Source organism: Demequina phytophila, from assembly GCF_000971135.1.
GTDB lineage: Bacteria > Actinomycetota > Actinomycetes > Actinomycetales > Demequinaceae > Demequina > Demequina phytophila.
Genome location: NZ_BBLW01000001.1, coordinates 537,308 through 553,854, shown reverse-complemented (window position 1 = coordinate 553,854; position 16,547 = coordinate 537,308). Strand labels below are relative to the sequence as shown.

The 16,547-nt window shown below is 72.4% G+C and carries 16 protein-coding genes, 1 tRNA gene and 1 pseudogene; 10 read left to right on the top strand and 8 right to left on the bottom strand.

Annotated elements, in window-relative coordinates:
* Positions 1-498: 498 nt before the first annotated feature.
* Positions 499-1,695 (bottom strand): annotated as a pseudogene (locus AOM01_RS02690) (DUF4032 domain-containing protein); the annotation flags it as partial.
* 224 nt (positions 1,696-1,919) lie between these two features.
* Positions 1,920-3,086, bottom strand: a complete 1,167-nt coding sequence (locus AOM01_RS02685) for an ABC transporter ATP-binding protein (RefSeq protein ID WP_062288499.1) — start codon at positions 3,084-3,086, stop codon at positions 1,920-1,922.
* A 188-nt stretch (positions 3,087-3,274) separates the two neighbouring features.
* On the opposite strand from AOM01_RS02685, the gene AOM01_RS02680 reads away from it, so the two are divergent.
* From AOM01_RS02680 to AOM01_RS02665, 4 genes are all read left to right on the top strand, one after another.
* Positions 3,275-4,873, top strand: coding sequence for a serine/threonine-protein kinase (locus AOM01_RS02680; RefSeq protein ID WP_062288496.1), 1,599 nt, complete (start codon positions 3,275-3,277; stop codon positions 4,871-4,873).
* A gap of 111 nt (positions 4,874-4,984) precedes the next feature.
* The gene (locus AOM01_RS02675; protein ID WP_062288493.1) at positions 4,985-5,494 is read left to right on the top strand and encodes a DoxX family protein; all 510 of its coding nucleotides are present in this window, start codon (positions 4,985-4,987) and stop codon (positions 5,492-5,494) included.
* Between the two features lie 51 nt (positions 5,495-5,545).
* Positions 5,546-6,349: a DsbA family protein gene (locus AOM01_RS02670; RefSeq protein WP_062288490.1), complete on the top strand. Its 804-nt coding sequence runs from the start codon at positions 5,546-5,548 to the stop codon at positions 6,347-6,349.
* Positions 6,350-6,447: 98 nt separating this feature from the next.
* Positions 6,448-6,523: transfer RNA gene (locus AOM01_RS02665), tRNA-Thr, on the top strand.
* 11 nt (positions 6,524-6,534) lie between these two features.
* Here the strand turns inward: AOM01_RS02665 and AOM01_RS02660 are convergent.
* Positions 6,535-7,209, bottom strand: coding sequence for a uracil-DNA glycosylase (locus tag AOM01_RS02660; RefSeq protein WP_062288487.1), 675 nt, complete (start codon positions 7,207-7,209; stop codon positions 6,535-6,537).
* Positions 7,210-7,331: 122 nt separating this feature from the next.
* Here AOM01_RS02660 and AOM01_RS02655 point away from each other — a divergent pair, with 122 nt between their 5' ends.
* The 3 genes from AOM01_RS02655 to groL all read left to right on the top strand — a co-directional run bounded on the left by AOM01_RS02655 (position 7,332) and on the right by groL (position 10,089).
* A complete protein-coding gene (locus tag AOM01_RS02655) occupies positions 7,332-7,604 on the top strand; it encodes a DUF3263 domain-containing protein (protein ID WP_062288484.1) in 273 nt (90 codons plus the stop codon).
* Between the two features lie 9 nt (positions 7,605-7,613).
* Positions 7,614-8,219, top strand: coding sequence for a LytR C-terminal domain-containing protein (locus AOM01_RS02650; protein ID WP_062288480.1), 606 nt, complete (start codon positions 7,614-7,616; stop codon positions 8,217-8,219).
* 244 nt (positions 8,220-8,463) lie between these two features.
* Positions 8,464-10,089, top strand: a complete 1,626-nt coding sequence (groL, locus tag AOM01_RS02645) for a chaperonin GroEL (RefSeq protein WP_062288477.1) — start codon at positions 8,464-8,466, stop codon at positions 10,087-10,089.
* Between the two features lie 423 nt (positions 10,090-10,512).
* Here the strand turns inward: groL and AOM01_RS02640 are convergent, their stop codons facing one another.
* From AOM01_RS02640 to AOM01_RS02630, 3 genes are all read right to left on the bottom strand, one after another.
* Complete coding sequence (locus AOM01_RS02640; protein ID WP_062288474.1) at positions 10,513-10,779, bottom strand: DUF4031 domain-containing protein; 267 nt, start codon at positions 10,777-10,779, stop codon at positions 10,513-10,515.
* Between the two features lie 17 nt (positions 10,780-10,796).
* Positions 10,797-11,084, bottom strand: coding sequence for a WXG100 family type VII secretion target (locus AOM01_RS02635; RefSeq protein ID WP_062288472.1), 288 nt, complete (start codon positions 11,082-11,084; stop codon positions 10,797-10,799).
* Between the two features lie 82 nt (positions 11,085-11,166).
* A complete protein-coding gene (locus AOM01_RS02630) occupies positions 11,167-11,877 on the bottom strand; it encodes an HD domain-containing protein (protein ID WP_062288470.1) in 711 nt (236 codons plus the stop codon).
* A 224-nt stretch (positions 11,878-12,101) separates the two neighbouring features.
* On the opposite strand from AOM01_RS02630, the gene AOM01_RS02625 reads away from it, so the two are divergent.
* From AOM01_RS02625 to AOM01_RS02615, 3 genes are read left to right on the top strand one after another with little or no spacing between them, the layout of a single operon-like run.
* Positions 12,102-12,482 carry a cold-shock protein gene (locus AOM01_RS02625; RefSeq protein ID WP_062288468.1) on the top strand — a complete coding sequence of 127 codons (381 nt, stop codon included), beginning with the start codon at positions 12,102-12,104 and terminating at the stop codon, positions 12,480-12,482.
* Complete coding sequence (locus AOM01_RS02620; protein ID WP_062288466.1) at positions 12,482-13,420, top strand: DUF3027 domain-containing protein; 939 nt, start codon at positions 12,482-12,484, stop codon at positions 13,418-13,420. The genes AOM01_RS02625 and AOM01_RS02620 overlap by 1 nt, the downstream gene beginning before the upstream one ends.
* Positions 13,421-13,448: 28 nt before the next feature.
* Positions 13,449-14,621, top strand: coding sequence for an MFS transporter (locus tag AOM01_RS02615; RefSeq protein WP_062288464.1), 1,173 nt, complete (start codon positions 13,449-13,451; stop codon positions 14,619-14,621).
* Here the strand turns inward: AOM01_RS02615 and AOM01_RS02610 are convergent.
* Both AOM01_RS02610 and serC read right to left on the bottom strand, forming a co-directional pair.
* On the bottom strand, positions 14,618-15,400 hold the full coding sequence (locus tag AOM01_RS02610) for a CAP domain-containing protein (RefSeq protein ID WP_062288462.1): 783 nt from the start codon (positions 15,398-15,400) through the stop codon (positions 14,618-14,620). The genes AOM01_RS02615 and AOM01_RS02610 overlap by 4 nt on opposite strands.
* The gene (gene serC / locus AOM01_RS02605; RefSeq protein ID WP_062288460.1) at positions 15,397-16,521 is read right to left on the bottom strand and encodes a phosphoserine transaminase; all 1,125 of its coding nucleotides are present in this window, start codon (positions 16,519-16,521) and stop codon (positions 15,397-15,399) included. The genes AOM01_RS02610 and serC overlap by 4 nt, the downstream gene beginning before the upstream one ends.
* Positions 16,522-16,547 lie beyond the last annotated feature (26 nt).

Below are 16,547 nucleotides of genomic sequence, written 5' to 3'. Positions count from 1 at the left end.
ACGCTTCGTGCCAAACGGCTGGTCCTCGTACTCCTGGACAAACGCCCGGATCTCCTCGACCGAGTACCCCATCGACACCGACACCCTCCACCTCCAGCTGATCGTGAACTGACTCACAACCAGCCTGGCGAAGAGGGATGCGCGGGTCGCCCCCGCGTGTCGCGCGCCCGACCGTGCGCAGCGAATTCGGGGCGCACGGGGGCGCGCCTAGAACCCGGCCTCCTCGGAGGCGGCGACCTCGTCCTCCTCGGCGACCGCCGCATCGTGCGCCTTGCGGTTGCGCTCCTCCAGCTCGCCCGACAGCGGCGAGCGCTCGGGCGCGGCGACGCGCGTGGACTCGCGGCGGACGGTGGGCGGCGGGGTGGTGCCCGGCTCGGGGGCGGGGACCTCGCCCCACGCGTACGTGTTGTCGTTCTCGAACGGGTCGCGGCGCGCGAACTCGGTGCCCACCTCGTCGGTGAGGGCGGGCAGCTCCGCCGTCATCTCCGCGAGCGAGCGGCCCAGCACGGCACGCTCGTCGGGGCGCAGCGGCAGCACGTTCTTCACGTAGGACGCCGTCGCGACGGGCATGGGCACGTCCTTGCCGGCGGACTCCGCGAGGTACCAGCGGTGGTCGAGCACCTCGTGGAACACCTGCGCCGGCTCGAGCTTGCCGCGCAGCTCGCGGGGCACCGCGCGGACCGTGGGCTCGAAGATCGAGGTGAGCCATTCGTGGGCGGCGAAGGCCTCGTCGTCGTAGTGGCCGGCGCGGACGGCGCGGAACTCGTCGAGGTCGTTGAGCAGGCGTCGCGCCTGGTTCTCCTGCACGTCGAGGCCGGTGAGGCGCATGAGGCGGCGCGAGTGGAAGCCCGCGTCCACCACCTTGGGGCGGATGCGCAGGCCCTGGCCGTCGGGGGTGGACAGCATGTCGAGCTCGCCCACGTCGAATCCGAGCTCGTTGAGCTCGCGCACCCGCTCGGCGACCTTGAACGGCACGTTCGCGTCGAACGTCTCGGTCTCGGTGAGCGCGGCCCACAGGCGCTCGTACTTGGAGGAGAGCCGGTCGCCGATCGCGAACGGGTCGATCCCCTCGTCGAGGTCCTCGTTGGCCTGCAGGTCGAGGATCTCGCCGATGATGTTGGTGGTCGCGATCTCGAGGTCGTAGTTGCGCTGGCCGTCCGTGAGGCGCTCGTGCAGGTCGCCGGTCTCCGCGTCGACCAGGTATGCGCTGAACTCGGAGGCGTCGCGGCGGAACAGCGCGTTCGAGAGCGACACGTCGCCCCAGTAGAAGCCGTTGAGGTGCAGGCGCACCAGCAGCACCGACAGCGCGTCGATCAGGCGGTTGAGCGTGCCCTTGCGCAGCGCGGTCGAGAACAGCGCGCGGTAGGGGAGGGAGAACGCGAGGTGTTCCGTCACCAGGGCCGCCGAGAGCTCGTCACCGGAGGGCGTGCGGCGCTGCGTCACCACCGCGACGGCGTGCACGCACGGCGCCTCCATGCGCTCGAGCTCGCGCAGCATCTGGAACTCGCGGTACGCGATCTCGCGGTTGGTCTCCTTGACCGCGAGCACGTTCGCGCCGTGCCGCACGAACCTCACCACGTGGCGCGAGAGTCCTCGCGGCAGTGCGGCGATGCGCTCCTCCGGCCACGCGGACAGCGGGATGTCCCACGGCAGTTCCATCAGAGCTGGGTCGGCGGCCCCGGTGATGTGCGGCATGGGTCCAGCGTAGCGAGCGGCCCCCGGGACCCGCGTCCGCTGTGCGCCTCTCCACACAGAATGTGCACCTCTCCACCAACGACCTGGGACGATGCGGGGGAGACGCCCGCATGGAACGTTTCACCGCCGTTCGTGTGTGGAGAGCCGCACGGGGCACGGAGCGCGGCGGGAAAGCCGAAGGGCGGCCCCGGCCGGAGCCGGGACCGCCCTTCGGGTGAGTCGGACTAGTTCGCGAGCGAACGCGACGCGTCGGTGTGCACCGCGTGCGTCGAGATGCGCTGCTGCGTCGCCGCGGAGAACACGTGCTGCTCGCCGGGGCGGATGGTGACCCACACGGTGTCGCCCTTGCCGGGGACGTCGCGGGGGTCGACGCGGACGATGACCTGACCCTGGTTGTTGACGGCCTCGCCGGACGGGTCGTGCGCGAGCGACTGCGGCAGCTGGCCGTAGACGAACGCGTCCGAGCCGAGCTCCTCCACGACGTTGACCTCGACCGGGATGGCGCCCTCGGTGTTCGGGGCGACACGGTCGAGCGACTCGGGGCGGAAGCCCAGGACCACGTCGCCCTTGTCGGCCTCCGTCATGTTGGCGACGGTGTCGCGCTCGAGCTGGACCTTGGCGGGACCCACGTGGGCGAAGCCGTCCTTGACCTGGAAGGTCGAGAGGTTCATCGCCGGCGAGCCGATGAAGCCCGCGACGAACACGTTCGCCGGGGTGTCGTACATCTCGCGCGGGGTGCCGACCTGCTGGAGGAGGCCGTCCTTGAGGACCGCGATGCGGTCACCCATGGTGAGGGCCTCGACCTGGTCGTGGGTCACGTACACGGTGGTGGTGCCCAGGCGACGCTGCAGCGCGGCGATCTGGGTACGGGTCTGGACGCGCAGCTTGGCGTCGAGGTTCGACAGCGGCTCGTCCATGAGGAACACCTGCGGCTGGCGGACGATCGCGCGGCCCATGGCGACGCGCTGACGCTGACCACCGGAGAGGGCCTTCGGCTTGCGGTCCAGGTACTCGGTGAGGTCCAGGATCTTCGCGGCGGCCTCGACGCGCTCGCGGATGGTGGCCTTGTCGACCTTGGCGATCTTGAGCGCGAAGCCCATGTTGTCCGCGACGGTCATGTGCGGGTACAGCGCGTAGGACTGGAACACCATCGCGATGTCGCGGTCCTTGGGCTGGACGTGCGTGACGTCGCGGTCGCCCACGAAGATGGCGCCCTTGTCGACGTCCTCGAGGCCGGCGAGCATGCGCAGCGACGTGGACTTTCCGCAGCCCGAGGGGCCGACGAGGACCAGGAACTCGCCGTCGGCGATGTCGAGGTCGAGGGCGTCCACGGCGGGACGCTCGGTGCCGGGGTAGATCCGCGACGCCTTGTCATAGGTAACGGTGGCCATGGCCGTGTTCTCCTTCACCGGCAGGTACGTGCCGGACGATCCGTAGTGAAGTGTGCCGTTGTGTGTCCACATTGACACGCCGGGCAGGTGCCCGGCCCGCCCATCATGGCACATCCCGCCCGGGACCCGGGACCCCCGGCACGCCCCGGTCGCCTCGGACGGGACGATGCGCCAGGTAGGTTGGGCGCATGGCGGGGCTTCGGCGCGAGGTGGGTGATGACGTCGGCGGCTATCGCGTCCTGGGTCGCCTGGGTGCGGGGGGCTCCGGCTCGGTCTACCGCGTCGCCGACGAGGCGGGCCACGAGGCGGCGCTCAAGCTCGTCGACGCGCGCGCTGACGAGGTCGCCGCGGCGCGCCTGGCCCGCGAGGTCCGGGCCCTGCAGTCGCTGCGCCACCCGGCGGTGCCGCACATCCTCGACGCCGAGCTCGACGACGACGAGACGTTCGTGGTCTTCGAGTTCGTGCCCGGACAGACCCTGTTCGACCACGTCCAGCGCCACGGCCCGCTGACCGGCGACGCGCTCGCGGCGTTCGCGGACCGCACCGCCTCCGCGCTCGAGGCCGTGCATGCGGCGGGCGTGGTCCACCGCGACGTCACGCCGTCGAACGTGATGATGAGCCCCGCGGGCCCCGTCCTCATCGACTTCGGGCTCGCCCACCGCACCGACGACTCGCGCCTCACCCGCGAGGGCTTGGTGAGCGGCACCCCCGGCTACGTCGCGCCCGAGGTGATCGACGGCGCGGACCCCGGCGTCGCCGCCGACCGCTGGTCCTGGGCGGCGACCGTCGCGTTCGCGATGACCGGCCACGGGCCCTTCGGCTCCGGCGCGGGCGCCATCTCGCGGACCCTCGAGGGCGACCTCACCCTGCCCGACGTGCCCGGCGCGGACGCGCTGCGCGCCGCGCTGGGTCGCGACGTCCGCGCGCGCCCCGGCATGCGCGACGTGGTGGCCGCGCTGCGCGGCGCGACCGCGATCATGCCCACCCTGCCCGCCACCACCATCGCCCCCACCGCGGTCGCCCCGACCGCGGTGATGGAGAGGCCGTGGGAGGACCCGGACGCGACCACCGTCCTGCCCAGCGGCGAGATGCCGGTGGACGATGCGCGGGACGACTGGGTCCCCGACCTCCCCTGGGAGGAGGGGCCGGGGGAGGACGAGGAGTCTCCGGCGTCCGACGAGCTCGGCGCCTGCCCGGTCGCGCCGCGCCGCCGCTGGCTGCTCGTGCTCGCGGCCGCGGTGACCGTGGTCGCCGCCCCGCTCGCCCCGATCCTCGTGCTGCTCATGACGGTCGGCGTCGCGATCCTCGCGCGCGGCGTCTACCGTCGGGCCGTCGCGCTCGACGCCGCCGTGGTCAAGCGCGGCCGGCGCCGCACCACCGACACGGTGGTGCAGACCATCGGCCTGCCGTGGCACGTGCTCCGTGCGGCCGGCGAGTGCGTGCCCGCGGTGCTGCTGGCGGCGGTGCTGGGCGCCGGCGTGACGCTGGCGCTGTGGCAGCTGATCGGCGCGGGGGTGCTCGACGTCGCCGGCACGGACATCGAGGACTCGCTCGCGCTGTCCGCCGGGATGCTCGTGGCGGTGGTGATGCTGGCGTTCGGCCCCTACATGGCAGGCACGCGCCAGGGCGCGCACCGCATGGCCGCGGCCGTCTCGCCCACCGGGGGGCTCCGTGCGGCCTGGGCGCTGGTCGCGGTGACCGCGATGCTGGTGTCCGCGATCGCGCTGTGGGTGGGGGTCGACACGTGGTGGTGGCCCCTCGCCGAGGCGCCGCTGTCCGCGGCCTGAACCCCGGCATCGTCCCCTCCCGGAACAACCCGGGGTACCGGGACGTTGGGCGGGCAGGCGGCGCGCGGCGCCCGCGATAGCGTGAGCGTGCGCGAGACTGAGGAGAACGATGTGACCAGCGAGGCTGTCGAGTCCGAGACCGAGGCGCCCGCGCGGCGCTGGGACACCATCCAGCCGTGGCTGAGCCTGCTCGTGCGCCTGTCGATGGCGGTCATCCTCATCGCCGCCGCGATCCCCAAGATGCTGGACATCCCGCAGTCGATCATCGCGGTGCGTGCCTACCGGATCCTGCCCGAGGCGGTGGTGCCGTTCGTGGGCACCATGCTGCCGTTCCTCGAGCTGGTGCTCGCGGCGTTCCTGCTGGCGGGGCTGTTCACGCGGATCTCGTCGATCGTGTGGCTGGTGATGATGGCCGCGTTCATGACCGGCGTGATCTGGGCGTGGGCGCACGGGCTGTCGATCGACTGCGGCTGCTTCGGCGGCGGCGGCGACGTGGCCGAGGGCACCACCAACTACCCGCTGCACATGCTCGAACGCACGGGCTTCGTGATCCTCGGCACCTACCTGCTGATCTGGCCGCGGTCCAAGTTCTCCGCCGACGAGTGGATGAGGGCAGCCTGACGGCTGTCGAGTAGATTTCTGCCGTACCCCGACGACCCCCTGGAGAGATCGATGGCGAGCAAGACCCCCAAGCCCGACGCGCGAGCGGCGGCGAAGGCCAAGGCCCAGGCGCAGGTGCGCGCCCAGGAGCGCAAGACCACGATGATGATCGTCGCGGGCTCCGTCGTGGGACTGGCGCTCTTCGGGGCCCTGATCTTCTTCATCGTGAACCAGAGCAAGGTGCCCGAGCTGGGCGCCGAGGGCTCGACGTCCCCCGCGGCGGCCGACGCGACCGGCGGCATCCCCGTCGGCACCGGCGGCGTGGTGGGCGAGGCCGTCCCGACGGACGTGCCGCGCGTCGACATCTACCTCGACTTCATGTGCCCCATCTGCAACACGTTCGAGGCGATCAACGCGGACGACCTCGACGATCTGCGTGAGTCCGGCGACATCGCGCTGTACTACCACCCGATCTCGATCCTCGACCGGTTCTCCTCCGGCACCGAGTTCTCGACGCGCGCGGCCGGCGCGGCCGGCGTGGTCGCCGACCAGGCGCCCGAGCAGTTCCACGACTTCGTCGCCACCATGTTCGCCAACCAGCCCGAGGAGAACTCGACGGGTCTGTCCGACGAGGAGATCGCGGATCTCGCGATCGCCGTGGGCGTGACCGAGGGCGTGGCCAACAACCTCGACAACACCGACTTCAAGAAGTGGGCGACCGCCGCGACCGAGCAGGCGTCCGTCGACGGCATGCAGGGCACCCCGACGGTGCGCGTGTCCGAGACCGGCGACTTCGCCGACGGTGCGGTCCTCAACGACGTCGACTACTTCACCGAGGGCTCGCTCCGGGCCTACCTGGAGAGCCTGGGGTCCTAAGCCTTCGTACGCGAGGCGAGCGCCGCATCGTCCCCTCGGGGGTGGTGCGGCGCTCGTGCGTGCGGGGCCGGGCGCGCCCGGTATCCTGGCCGCCGCAGGCTGGCATGGCGCAATCGGTAGCGCAGCGCTCTTGTAAAGCGAAGGTTGCGGGTTCGAGTCCCGCTGCCAGCTCCACTTCCCGCGGTTCAGAAGAGCGCGGGCTCCTCCGCCTCCGTGCCCCACCGGATCGGCGCGGCCCCTTGAGCCTCGAGCAGCGCGTTGACCCGCGAGAAGGGTCGCGACCCGAAGAAGCCGCGCCGCGCGCTCAACGGCGACGGGTGCGCGCTCGCGATCACCGGCACCGCCCCGAGCAGCGGCGCGAGCGCCTGCGCCTCGCGCCCCCACAGCACCGCGACCAGCGGCCCGCCCCGGGCCGCCAGCGCCTCGATCGCGCACGCGGTCACCTGCTCCCAGCCGCGTCCGCGATGCGAGCCCGCCTCGCCCGGCGCGACCGTGAGCACCCGGTTGAGCAGCAGCACCCCTTGGGAGGCCCACCCCGACAGGTCCCCGGACACGAGCACCTCGCCGGTGTCCTCGCGCAGTTCGCGGGCGATGTTGGCCAGCGACCGCGGCAGGGGTCTGCCAGGCGCGACGGAGAAGCTCAGCCCCACCGCGTCCCCCGGCGTGGGGTAGGGGTCCTGCCCCACCAGCAGCACCCGGACATCCGCGAGCGGCGTCGCGAAGGCGCGCAGCACCTGTGCCCGAGGAGGAAGGAACTCCTCGCCGTCGAGCGACGCCACCGCGGCGTCCAGGGCCGGCCCCGCGGGGGACAGCGCCTCCGCCCAGTCCGCGGCCACGCCGCTGCGCCAGTCGAGATCCACGGCGCCACCCTAGCGACCGCCCGGCAGGCCGCGTCGGCGAGCGCCGGAGCGCCTGGTCGGACCGCGCCTCCCGCGCGCTTACGCTGGTCCCACCCTCGGGGAGCCCACGGGAAGGAGGACGGATGGACGCCGGCGCGGCACACGCGGTCGAGCAGCCCGCGCTGACCGAGCGCGACGCGGACATCCTGGCCTTCGAGCGCACCTGGTGGCGCTACGCGGGCGCCAAGGAGGACGCCGTGCGCGACCGCTTCGGGCTCTCCGCCACGCAGTACTACCAGGTGCTCAACGCGCTGATCGACAACCCCGCCGCTCTCGCGCAGGACCCGGTGCTGGTGCAGCGGCTGCGCCGCACCCGCGCGTCGCGCCGCCGCGGACGCGGGACCCTCGAACGGTAGGGTGTGCCCGTGACCGACGAGTATCCGCGAGACGACTTCGACGAGATCGCCGAGGGCTCCGGCCCCGTCGGCGTGCACCGCGCGCCGCGCCCGTGGTGGACCATCCTCGTGATCCCCGTCGTGGTGTTCGTGGTCGCGGGCCTCGCCGCGTTCGGCGTCGCGAAGTTCCTGTGGAGCACCGGCGACGACGGCGACGCGACGCCTACCGCGTCCGCGACCGCCACCGTCGAGACCACCGAGAGCGCGACCCCGGAGCCGTCCGAGTCCGCCTCCGAGACGGCCTCCCCGGAGCCGAGCGAGACCGCCTCCCCCGAGCCGTCCGTCACCCCGTCGCCCGAGCCCGTGATCTCCTACGACGCCCCGATCGCGGTCCTCAACGGCACCGGCATCTCGGGCCTCGCGGCCGAGGACGCGGCCGTGCTCACGGACGCCGGCTTCACCGACGTCAGCGCCGCCAACCTCACCGGCTCGCCCGCGTCCAACGTGGTCGTCTACGACAGCGAGGACCGCGCGGACACCGCCCAGGAGGTCGCGGACCTGCTCGGCATCGACACCGTCCAGTTCGGCGACACCGAGACCCTCGCCGACATCGAGGTGCAGATCGTCACCCAGTAGGCCACGGCATCGTCCCCTCGCGACGGGACGATGCTCTGCTCGCCCTCGGCGAACGGCCTCCAGGGCGTTTGCACTCGACGGGGGAGAGTGCCAGAATCGGCGTTAGCACTCGGCCTGCCCGAGTGCTAAGAGACCTAGGGTTCTCCGCCGAGGTGCGGGGTGCGGCGTGACAGGAACGCCGGGCCGCGCATCGTCCGTCGCGGGCGGTGGGGGACCGACATCCATCGGAAGAGGTACTACCCCCATGGCAAAGATCATTGCCTTCGATGAGGAGGCCCGCCGCGGCATGGAGCGGGGCATGAACGCCCTCGCCGACGCCGTCAAGGTCACTCTTGGACCCAAGGGTCGCAACGTCGTGCTCGAGAAGAAGTGGGGCGCCCCCACCATCACGAACGACGGCGTCTCCATCGCCAAGGAGATCGAGCTCGAGGAGCCCTTCGAGAAGATCGGCGCGGAGCTCGTCAAGGAGGTCGCCAAGAAGACCGACGACGTCGCCGGTGACGGCACCACCACCGCGACCGTGCTCGCGCAGGCGCTCGTGCAGCAGGGTCTGCGCAACGTCGCGGCCGGCGCGAACCCGATCGCCCTCAAGAAGGGCATCGAGAAGGCCGTCGAGGCCGTGACCGCCGAGCTGCTCTCCGCGGCCAAGGAGGTCGAGACCAAGGACGAGATCGCCGCGACCGCGGGCATCTCGGCCGGCGACCCCGCGATCGGCGAGCTCATCGCCGAGGCGATGGACAAGGTCGGCAAGGAGGGTGTCATCACCGTCGAGGAGTCCTCGGCTCTGGGCCTCGAGCTCGAGCTGACCGAGGGCATGCGCTTCGACAAGGGCTTCCTCTCGGCCTACTTCGTCACCGACCCGGAGCGCCAGGAGGCCGTCCTCGAGGACGCCTACGTGCTGCTCGTCGAGTCGAAGATCGCGTCCGTCAAGGACCTGGTCCCCGTCCTCGAGAAGGTCATGCAGACCGGCAAGCCCCTCGCGATCATCGCGGAGGACGTCGAGTCCGAGGCCCTCGCGACCCTCGTGGTCAACAAGATCCGCGGCACCTTCAAGGCCGTCGCCGTCAAGGCGCCCGGCTTCGGCGACCGCCGCAAGGCGATGCTGCAGGACATGGCGATCCTCACCGGCGGAACCGTCATCTCGGAGTCGGTCGGCCTCTCGCTCGACAACGCGGGCCTCGAGCTCCTCGGTCAGGCGCGCAAGGTCGTCGTGACCAAGGACGAGACCACCATCGTCGAGGGTGCGGGTGCGCCCGAGCAGCTCGAGGGCCGGGTCCGTCAGATCCGCGCCGAGATCGACAACTCGGACTCGGACTACGACCGCGAGAAGCTCCAGGAGCGCCTCGCCAAGCTCGCCGGCGGCGTCGCCGTCATCAAGGCGGGCGCGGCCACCGAGGTCGAGCTCAAGGAGCGCAAGCACCGCATCGAGGACGCCGTTCGCAACGCGAAGGCCGCCGTCGAGGAGGGCATCGTCGCCGGTGGTGGCGTGGCCCTCATCCAGGCCGGTACCTCCGCGTTCGCTGGTCTCGAGCTCGAGGGTGACGAGGCCACCGGTGCCCGCATCGTCGAGGCCGCGATCACCGCGCCGCTGCGCCAGATCGCGATCAACGCCGGCCTCGAGGGCGGCGTTGTGGTGGAGAAGGTCAAGGGCCTCCCGGTCCACTTCGGCCTCAACGCCGCGACCGGCGAGTACGTCGACCTGCTCGCCGCGGGCGTCAACGACCCGGTCAAGGTGACCCGCTCGGCGCTGCAGAACGCGGCGTCCATCGCGGCGCTGTTCCTCACCACCGAGGCCGTCGTCGCCGACAAGCCCGAGCCCGAGCCGGCCATGCCGGCCGGCGGTGGCGACATGGGCGGCATGGGCTTCTAAGCCCTTCTGCTTCACCACGAAGGCCCCCTTTCCCGGTTCGCGCCGGGGGAGGGGGCCTTCTGCTGTCCGTCGGGGGTGGCGACGCGTCGACTGCCAATGGCGGATGTGACGCCCGCGTTCGCGCGTGAAGGATGTGACCGTCACACGGGACGATGCGCGTCCCACCTTCCCCATCCGTCATTGGCTTTCGACGGGGCGAGCGAGCAGCGGTCCTGCATGCGGGTCGGCGCTACCCGGATGCAGGACCGGATCGCGACCGGACCTGCATGCAGGACGCGCCTCGGCTTGTCGCGCGCCCGGGCTCACCGCCCGGCCTGCGACCGGTGGGGGGCCCGTTGATACACCGGCGCAGAAGAGCGCGCGCGGATCTGCACGATCCGATCAACCAGGCTGCGAGGGCCTCGGCGCCGGGAGCGTCCCGCCTCACCCCCGCCGCTGCGCCGCCGTCACCCGCAGCCCCGAGGCGCGCAGCCGCGTGATGAGCTCGCGCGTCGAGACCTCGCGCGCCCCGAGCGCCACCAGGTCCGCGCGCCGCTCCACGGGATAGTCGTAGTGGTCGCGGTCGAAGGCGCGCTCGGGCATCCCGGCGCGCGCCGCGAACGCGTGCAGCTCCGCCAGCGACGAGTCCGAGACCAGGTGACCCCACACGCGGCCGTGCGCGGGCCACAGCGGCGGGTCGATGAGGATCATCCCCCGAGCGTAGGCGCCTACCGCGCGAACAGGCGCGACGCGGTCGCCTCCGCCTCCTCGTAGGACTGCGCCGCATGCGCGAGCGCCCCCGTGATCGCATCCAGCGCGCTCTCCACATGCGCCTGCGCCCCGCGCCACTGCTCTCGCGCGTCCGCGAACGCGGACGCGGCGGAGCCCTGCCACGTGGCGTCGAGCGCCACCAGCTGCGCCATGAGCCCCGCGACCTCGGCGCGGATCGCCTCGGCGGAGCGTCCCGCGCGGGCGGAGGCGGACGAGACCTCGGCCGCGTCGACGTGATACTGCATGATTCCCCCTCGATGTCGGTGCATCGAGGCTAGGCAGGGCCCCTCGACCCGAGCATCGTTCCCGGGGAAACCGGGGGAGAGGTCAGCCGGCGTCGGTGGCCGGGGACATCGCCGCGATCTTCTTGTCGAGGCGCGCGGCCTCGGCCGCGAGGTTCTGGCGCGCCTGCGCCTCCCACGTCGCCCCGAGAGGCGTGGTGTAGAGCCGGGGCCGTGAGAGCAGCTTGCCGATGATCGCGCGGCGGCTGCGCATGAAGCGGTCGTCCGGGACCTCCGCGTACTCGTCGCGCACATCCGAGATGTACGCCTTGTAGCGCTGCGGGTCCGCCGCCAGGATCGCGAGGTCCGCGTCGGACAGCACCTGCGCGTCGGGGGTGTCCGGCGTCGCCGAGTGCCGCGACAGCCCCTTCACCATGGTCGCCACCGCGTCGATCTTCACGTCGGGCACGCCCAGCTCGCGCAGCTCGAGCCGCGCGTACTCGGCGCTCGCGTCCTCGTCCTCGCCGCCGCGGTTCGCGTACGCCGCCTCCGAGTCCGAGGAGAACACGGCGCCGTGGTACCAGGCCGCGAGCCGCACGCAGTGGGGCAGGCGCGTCTCCTGCTGGAGCTCGTCGACCCGGGTGAGCAGCTCGACCAGGTGGCGGACGTCGTGGAAGCGGCGCGCGGGGTTCTGCCAGCGCTGCAGCAGCCTCGCGCCCGACTCGGCGATCTGGTCCTCGGGTACGGTCGCTCCCACCGCGACCGCCTCCCTCACGAAGGCCGGCAGCAGCCAGGCTGGCGTCGTGGCCGTGGGCATACACACTCCGACTGGTTCCGGGTTCCCAACGGCTCCAGTCTGCCCACATCACCCGCCCCTGCGCAAAGACCCGCTGGGAACGCTCCCGAAAACCGGGACGGTCCGCCGGCCGGGAAGGCCTCAGGAGGGACGATGCGGTGCGCGCCTCGGTCGGGTGTCGTCGGGTCCGGCTAGAATCGTGCGGGGCATCGATCCGCGGTGCCCGCATGACGAACGAGGTAGATGTGCCCACTGGAAAGGTGAAGTGGTTCGACTCCGACAAGGGGTTCGGATTCATCGCGAGCGAGGACGGCTCGGAGGTCTTCCTCCACGCTTCGGCCCTGCCCGCCGGCACCACCGTGAAGCCGGGCGCGAAGGTCGAGTACTCGGTGGCCGACGGCCGCCGCGGCCCGTCCGCCCTCAACGTCACGCTGCTCGAGTCCGCGCCGTCGATCGCCGCGAACATGCGCAAGCCCGCGGATGAGATGACCGTGATCGTCGAGGACCTCATCAAGATGCTCGACGGCGTCTCGAACACCCTGCGCAAGGGCCGCTACCCCGAGCCCGCCAAGGCCAAGCCGGTCGCCGCCGTGCTGCGCGCCGTCGCGGACCAGCTGGACGTCTGATGGCCAAGGACGCCGTGCTCGTCGAGGCAGTCGACCTCGCCAGGGACGCCGCCGTCGAGACGGCGGACAACGCTGCCGCGGTGGGCGACCACCTCAGCACCGTCGTCAACGAGGACCGCCTGGTCACCCAACTGTTCGCGTGCACCCTGCCCGGCTACCGCGGCTGGGTGTGGTCCGTGACGTTGTCGCGCGCGCCGCGCCAGAAGGTCGCCACCGTGTGCGAGGCGCACCTGGTGCCGGCCGACGACGCGCTGCTCGCCCCCGCCTGGGTGCCGTGGGCGGACCGCATCCGCCCCGGCGACCTCGAGCCCTCGATGGTGCTGCCGTACATCCCGGACGACGCTCGCCTGGTCCCGGGCTACGAGGCCACCGGCGCCGAGGACGAGGACGCGATCGCCAACTGGGAGCTCGGCCTGGGCCGCCCCCGCGTGCTCGGCCCCGACGGCCGCGCCGACGTCGCCGACCGCTGGTACCGCGGCTCGCACGGCCCCACGGCCGCGGCCGCCATGGCGTCCGCGTCGCCGTGCTCGACGTGCGCCTTCTTCATCCCGCTCACCGGCTCGATGCGGATGCGGTTCGGTGCCTGCTCCAACGAGTGGTCGCCCGACGACGGCCGCGTGGTGAGCGTCGACCACGGCTGCGGCGCCCACTCCGAGACCGACACCGAGCGCGGCGCCACCCAGTGGCCCGACCCGGACCCCGTGTTCGAGAACGAGGTCGCCGTGCCCGTCGCGTTCGACGCGGAGCCGGAGCCCGAGGACGTCGCCGAGGAGACCCCGGCGGAGCCCGAGCCCGTGGACGATGCCCCGGAGAGCCCCGCCGACGACGTCACCGAGGCACCGGTCACCGAGGCACCGGTCGCGGCCGCCGCGGCCGAGGAGACGCCGGAGCAGGACGCCCCCGCCGAGGAAGAGGCCCGGGAGCCCCAGGCTGACTGAGGCGCCCGCACCGGCGCTCCGTTCCAGCGTGGCGCGCGCGCTCGCCGCACGCGTCTACGTCCCCACCCTCGTCGCCGAGCTCGGCATCGGAGCGATGCTGCCCGTCCTCGCGCTCAGCGTGGTGGGGATGGGCCACACCGCGGTGTTCGGCTCCCTCGCCGTGGTCGCCTACCAGCTGGGCCGCATGCCCGGCTCCGCCGTGGGCGGCGGCCTCGCCCACCGCATCGGCTCCGCGCACGCCGCGCTCGTGACGCTCGGCGTCCTCGCGCTCGGGTCCGTCATCGCGGCCGCGGCCCCCACCCTCGCGGTGTTCATGGCGGGTGCGGTGCTGGTCGGGCTCGGCCACGCGTCGTACCACGTGGCGCGCCAGGACCAGATCCTCGGCGTCGTGCAGCCGGAGTTCGTGGCCCGCTCGCTCACCACCCTCGCCGGCGTGTGGCGCATCTCCAACTTCGCCGGGCCGCTCATCGGCGCCGCCCTCATCGCGGCCTTCGGCCTCGACGCGACCTACTGGTTCGGCGCGGCCTGCGTCGTCGCGGCGATGATCGCCCTGGCGGCGCTCGGCATGCGAGGTGACCGGCGCATCGTCCGTCCGGACCACCGCGCCCCGATGGGCCAGGTCGCGCGCGAGCAGCGCCACGTCCTGTCGACGCTCGGTCTCACCGTGGTCGCGACGGGGGCGCTGCGGCAGGCCCGCATCGCGGTGATCCCCCTCTGGGCGACGCACGTGGGCCTCAGCCCAGAGGTCGCGACGCTGATCTTCTCGATCTCCGCGGGGATCGACATGCTCCTCTTCTATCCCGCCGGCCTCGCGATGGATCGCCGCGGGCGCCTGTGGACCGCCATCCCGTCGTCGCTGCTGCTCGCCGCCGGGTTCATCGCGCTGCCGTTCACGCACGGCGTCGCGCAGGTGACCGCGGCCGCGCTGATCCTGGGCATCGGCAACGGGTGGGGGTCCGCGCTCATCATGACGCTCGGCGCGGACGTCGCGCCTGCGCAGGGGCGCGCGGTGTTCACGGGGATCTGGATGATCCTGCAGGACGTGGGCGGCCTGCTGGGTCCCGCGCTGGTGTCGCTCGGCGCGCTCGTGGCGCTGCCGGTGGGGTTCTTCGCGGTCGGCGGCATCGGGCTCGCCACGACCGGCGGGTTCCTCGCCTGGGTGCCGCGCGGCCGGCCCGCGCACGCCCACGAATCCGACTAGCGGAAGTTCTCCGTCGCGTACCAGGTGGTGCCGTCAGCCGTGGTCGCGGCGCCCGCGCCCATCTGCGTGTACGCGGGGTTCATGAGGTTCGCGCAGTGCCCGTACGAGTACACCCAGTTGGTGTGCAGCGTGTTCATCGCGGAGAACTCGGCCATGCCGGGGGAGCGGTAGACCACGCCCACGTTCTCCGCGCCGGGGCGGCCCGGGTTGTGGGACAGGGCGTCTGCGACGCCCGCGGTCGAGTCGTCGCGCGCGGCCATCTGCTGCGACCACGACGTCGCGGCGGCCGCGAGGTCGGACGACCAGCTCATCGGTGCGATGCCCGCCTTCGCGCGCTCCGCGTTCGTCGCCGCGAGCAGGCCGCTCACGCTCGACGCGCCAGACGGCGACTGGGGGTTCGCGCAATACGCCGCGAAGTCCACGGCAGGCGCGGAGGCGACCGGCGCATCGTCCCCCTGCGCGGTGGTGGGCGCGATCCCGGTGGACGATGCGGGGGTCGCCTCGGGCGTGGGTTCCGGCTGGGGCACGGTGACGCGCACGCGGTGGAGATCGGAGACCGGCTCCGCGGAGGCCTTCGCGTGGATGGAGCTCACGGGCGCGGCCTGCTCCGTCGCCTCGGGGACGGGGGCCTGCGCGTACGACGGGGTGGCGGGGACGAAGACGTAGGCGCCGGCGAGGGCGGTGGACGCCACGAGCACCGGCAGCCCGCCGAGCAGGATGGCCGGAGCGTGACGTCGACGTCGACGGGTGCGCTCCAGCACATCCTGCTCTTCGGTCATGTCAGCAATCTCTCCACGAGGTAGTCCAGGGACTGCACCAGGCGCTCCACGTCCTCCGGGTCCACGGCGGGGTACACGCCCACGCGGATCTGGTTCCTGCCGAGCTTCCTGTACGGGTCAATATCGACAACCCCTTGAGCGCGGAGGTGCCGGCGAAGCTCGGCGCTGTCGACGCGCTGGTGCAGATCGATGGTCGCAACCACGGGAGAGCGCAGGCCAGGGTCTGTGACGAAGGCCTCAGTCCACTCGGTGCGCGCCGCCCAGTCGTAGAGCGTCTGCGACGAGCGCGCGGAGCGGCCCGCCGCGAAGGCGAGGCCGCCGCCCGCGAGCATCCACTCGAGCTGCGCCTTCATCATCACGAGCGTCGCGACCGCGGGGGTGTTGAGCGTCTGGTCGGCGCGCGAGTTGTCGAGCGCGACCTTGAGCGACAGCGACTCCGGGATCCAGCGGCCCGACGCCGCGATCTCCTCGATCCGCGTGATCGCGGCGGGGGAGACGATCGCGAACCAGAGCCCGCCGTCGGAGGCGAAGCTCTTCTGGGGGGCGAAGTAGTAGACATCCGCCTGCGCGATGTCGACGGGCACGCCGCCGGCCGCCGAGGTGGCGTCCACGACGGTGAGCGCGTCGCCGATCCCTGCCGGGCGCAGCACCGGCACACGCACGCCTGTCGACGTCTCGTTGTGCGGCCACGCGTACACGTCGATGCCGGCCTCCGCCTCGGGCAGGATCGCCTCGCCGCCGGGGGCCGTCCGGATGGACGATGCCCCAAGGTGGGGGGCGAGGTCCGTCGCCTTCGCGAACTTGTTGCCGAACTCGCCGAACGCGCAGTGCTGGGCGCGCTCACGGACCAGCGAGAAGGCCGCGGCGTCCCAGAACATGGTCGAGCCGCCGTTGCCGAGGATCACCTCGTAGCCCTCGGGCAGCGAGTAGAGGTCGCCGAGCATGGCGCGGATGTCGCGCACGAGACCCTTGACGGGGGCCTGGCGGTGCGACGTGCCGAGGATGCCCGGCTGGCTCTCCACCAGGGCCTTCACCTGGGCGTCGCTCACCTTGGAAGGGCCGGATCCGAACCGGCCGTCGCGCGGCAGCAGGTCCGCGGGGATCACGATGGTGTCCGTCATGGCATCACTGTAGTGGCGGGCTGCTG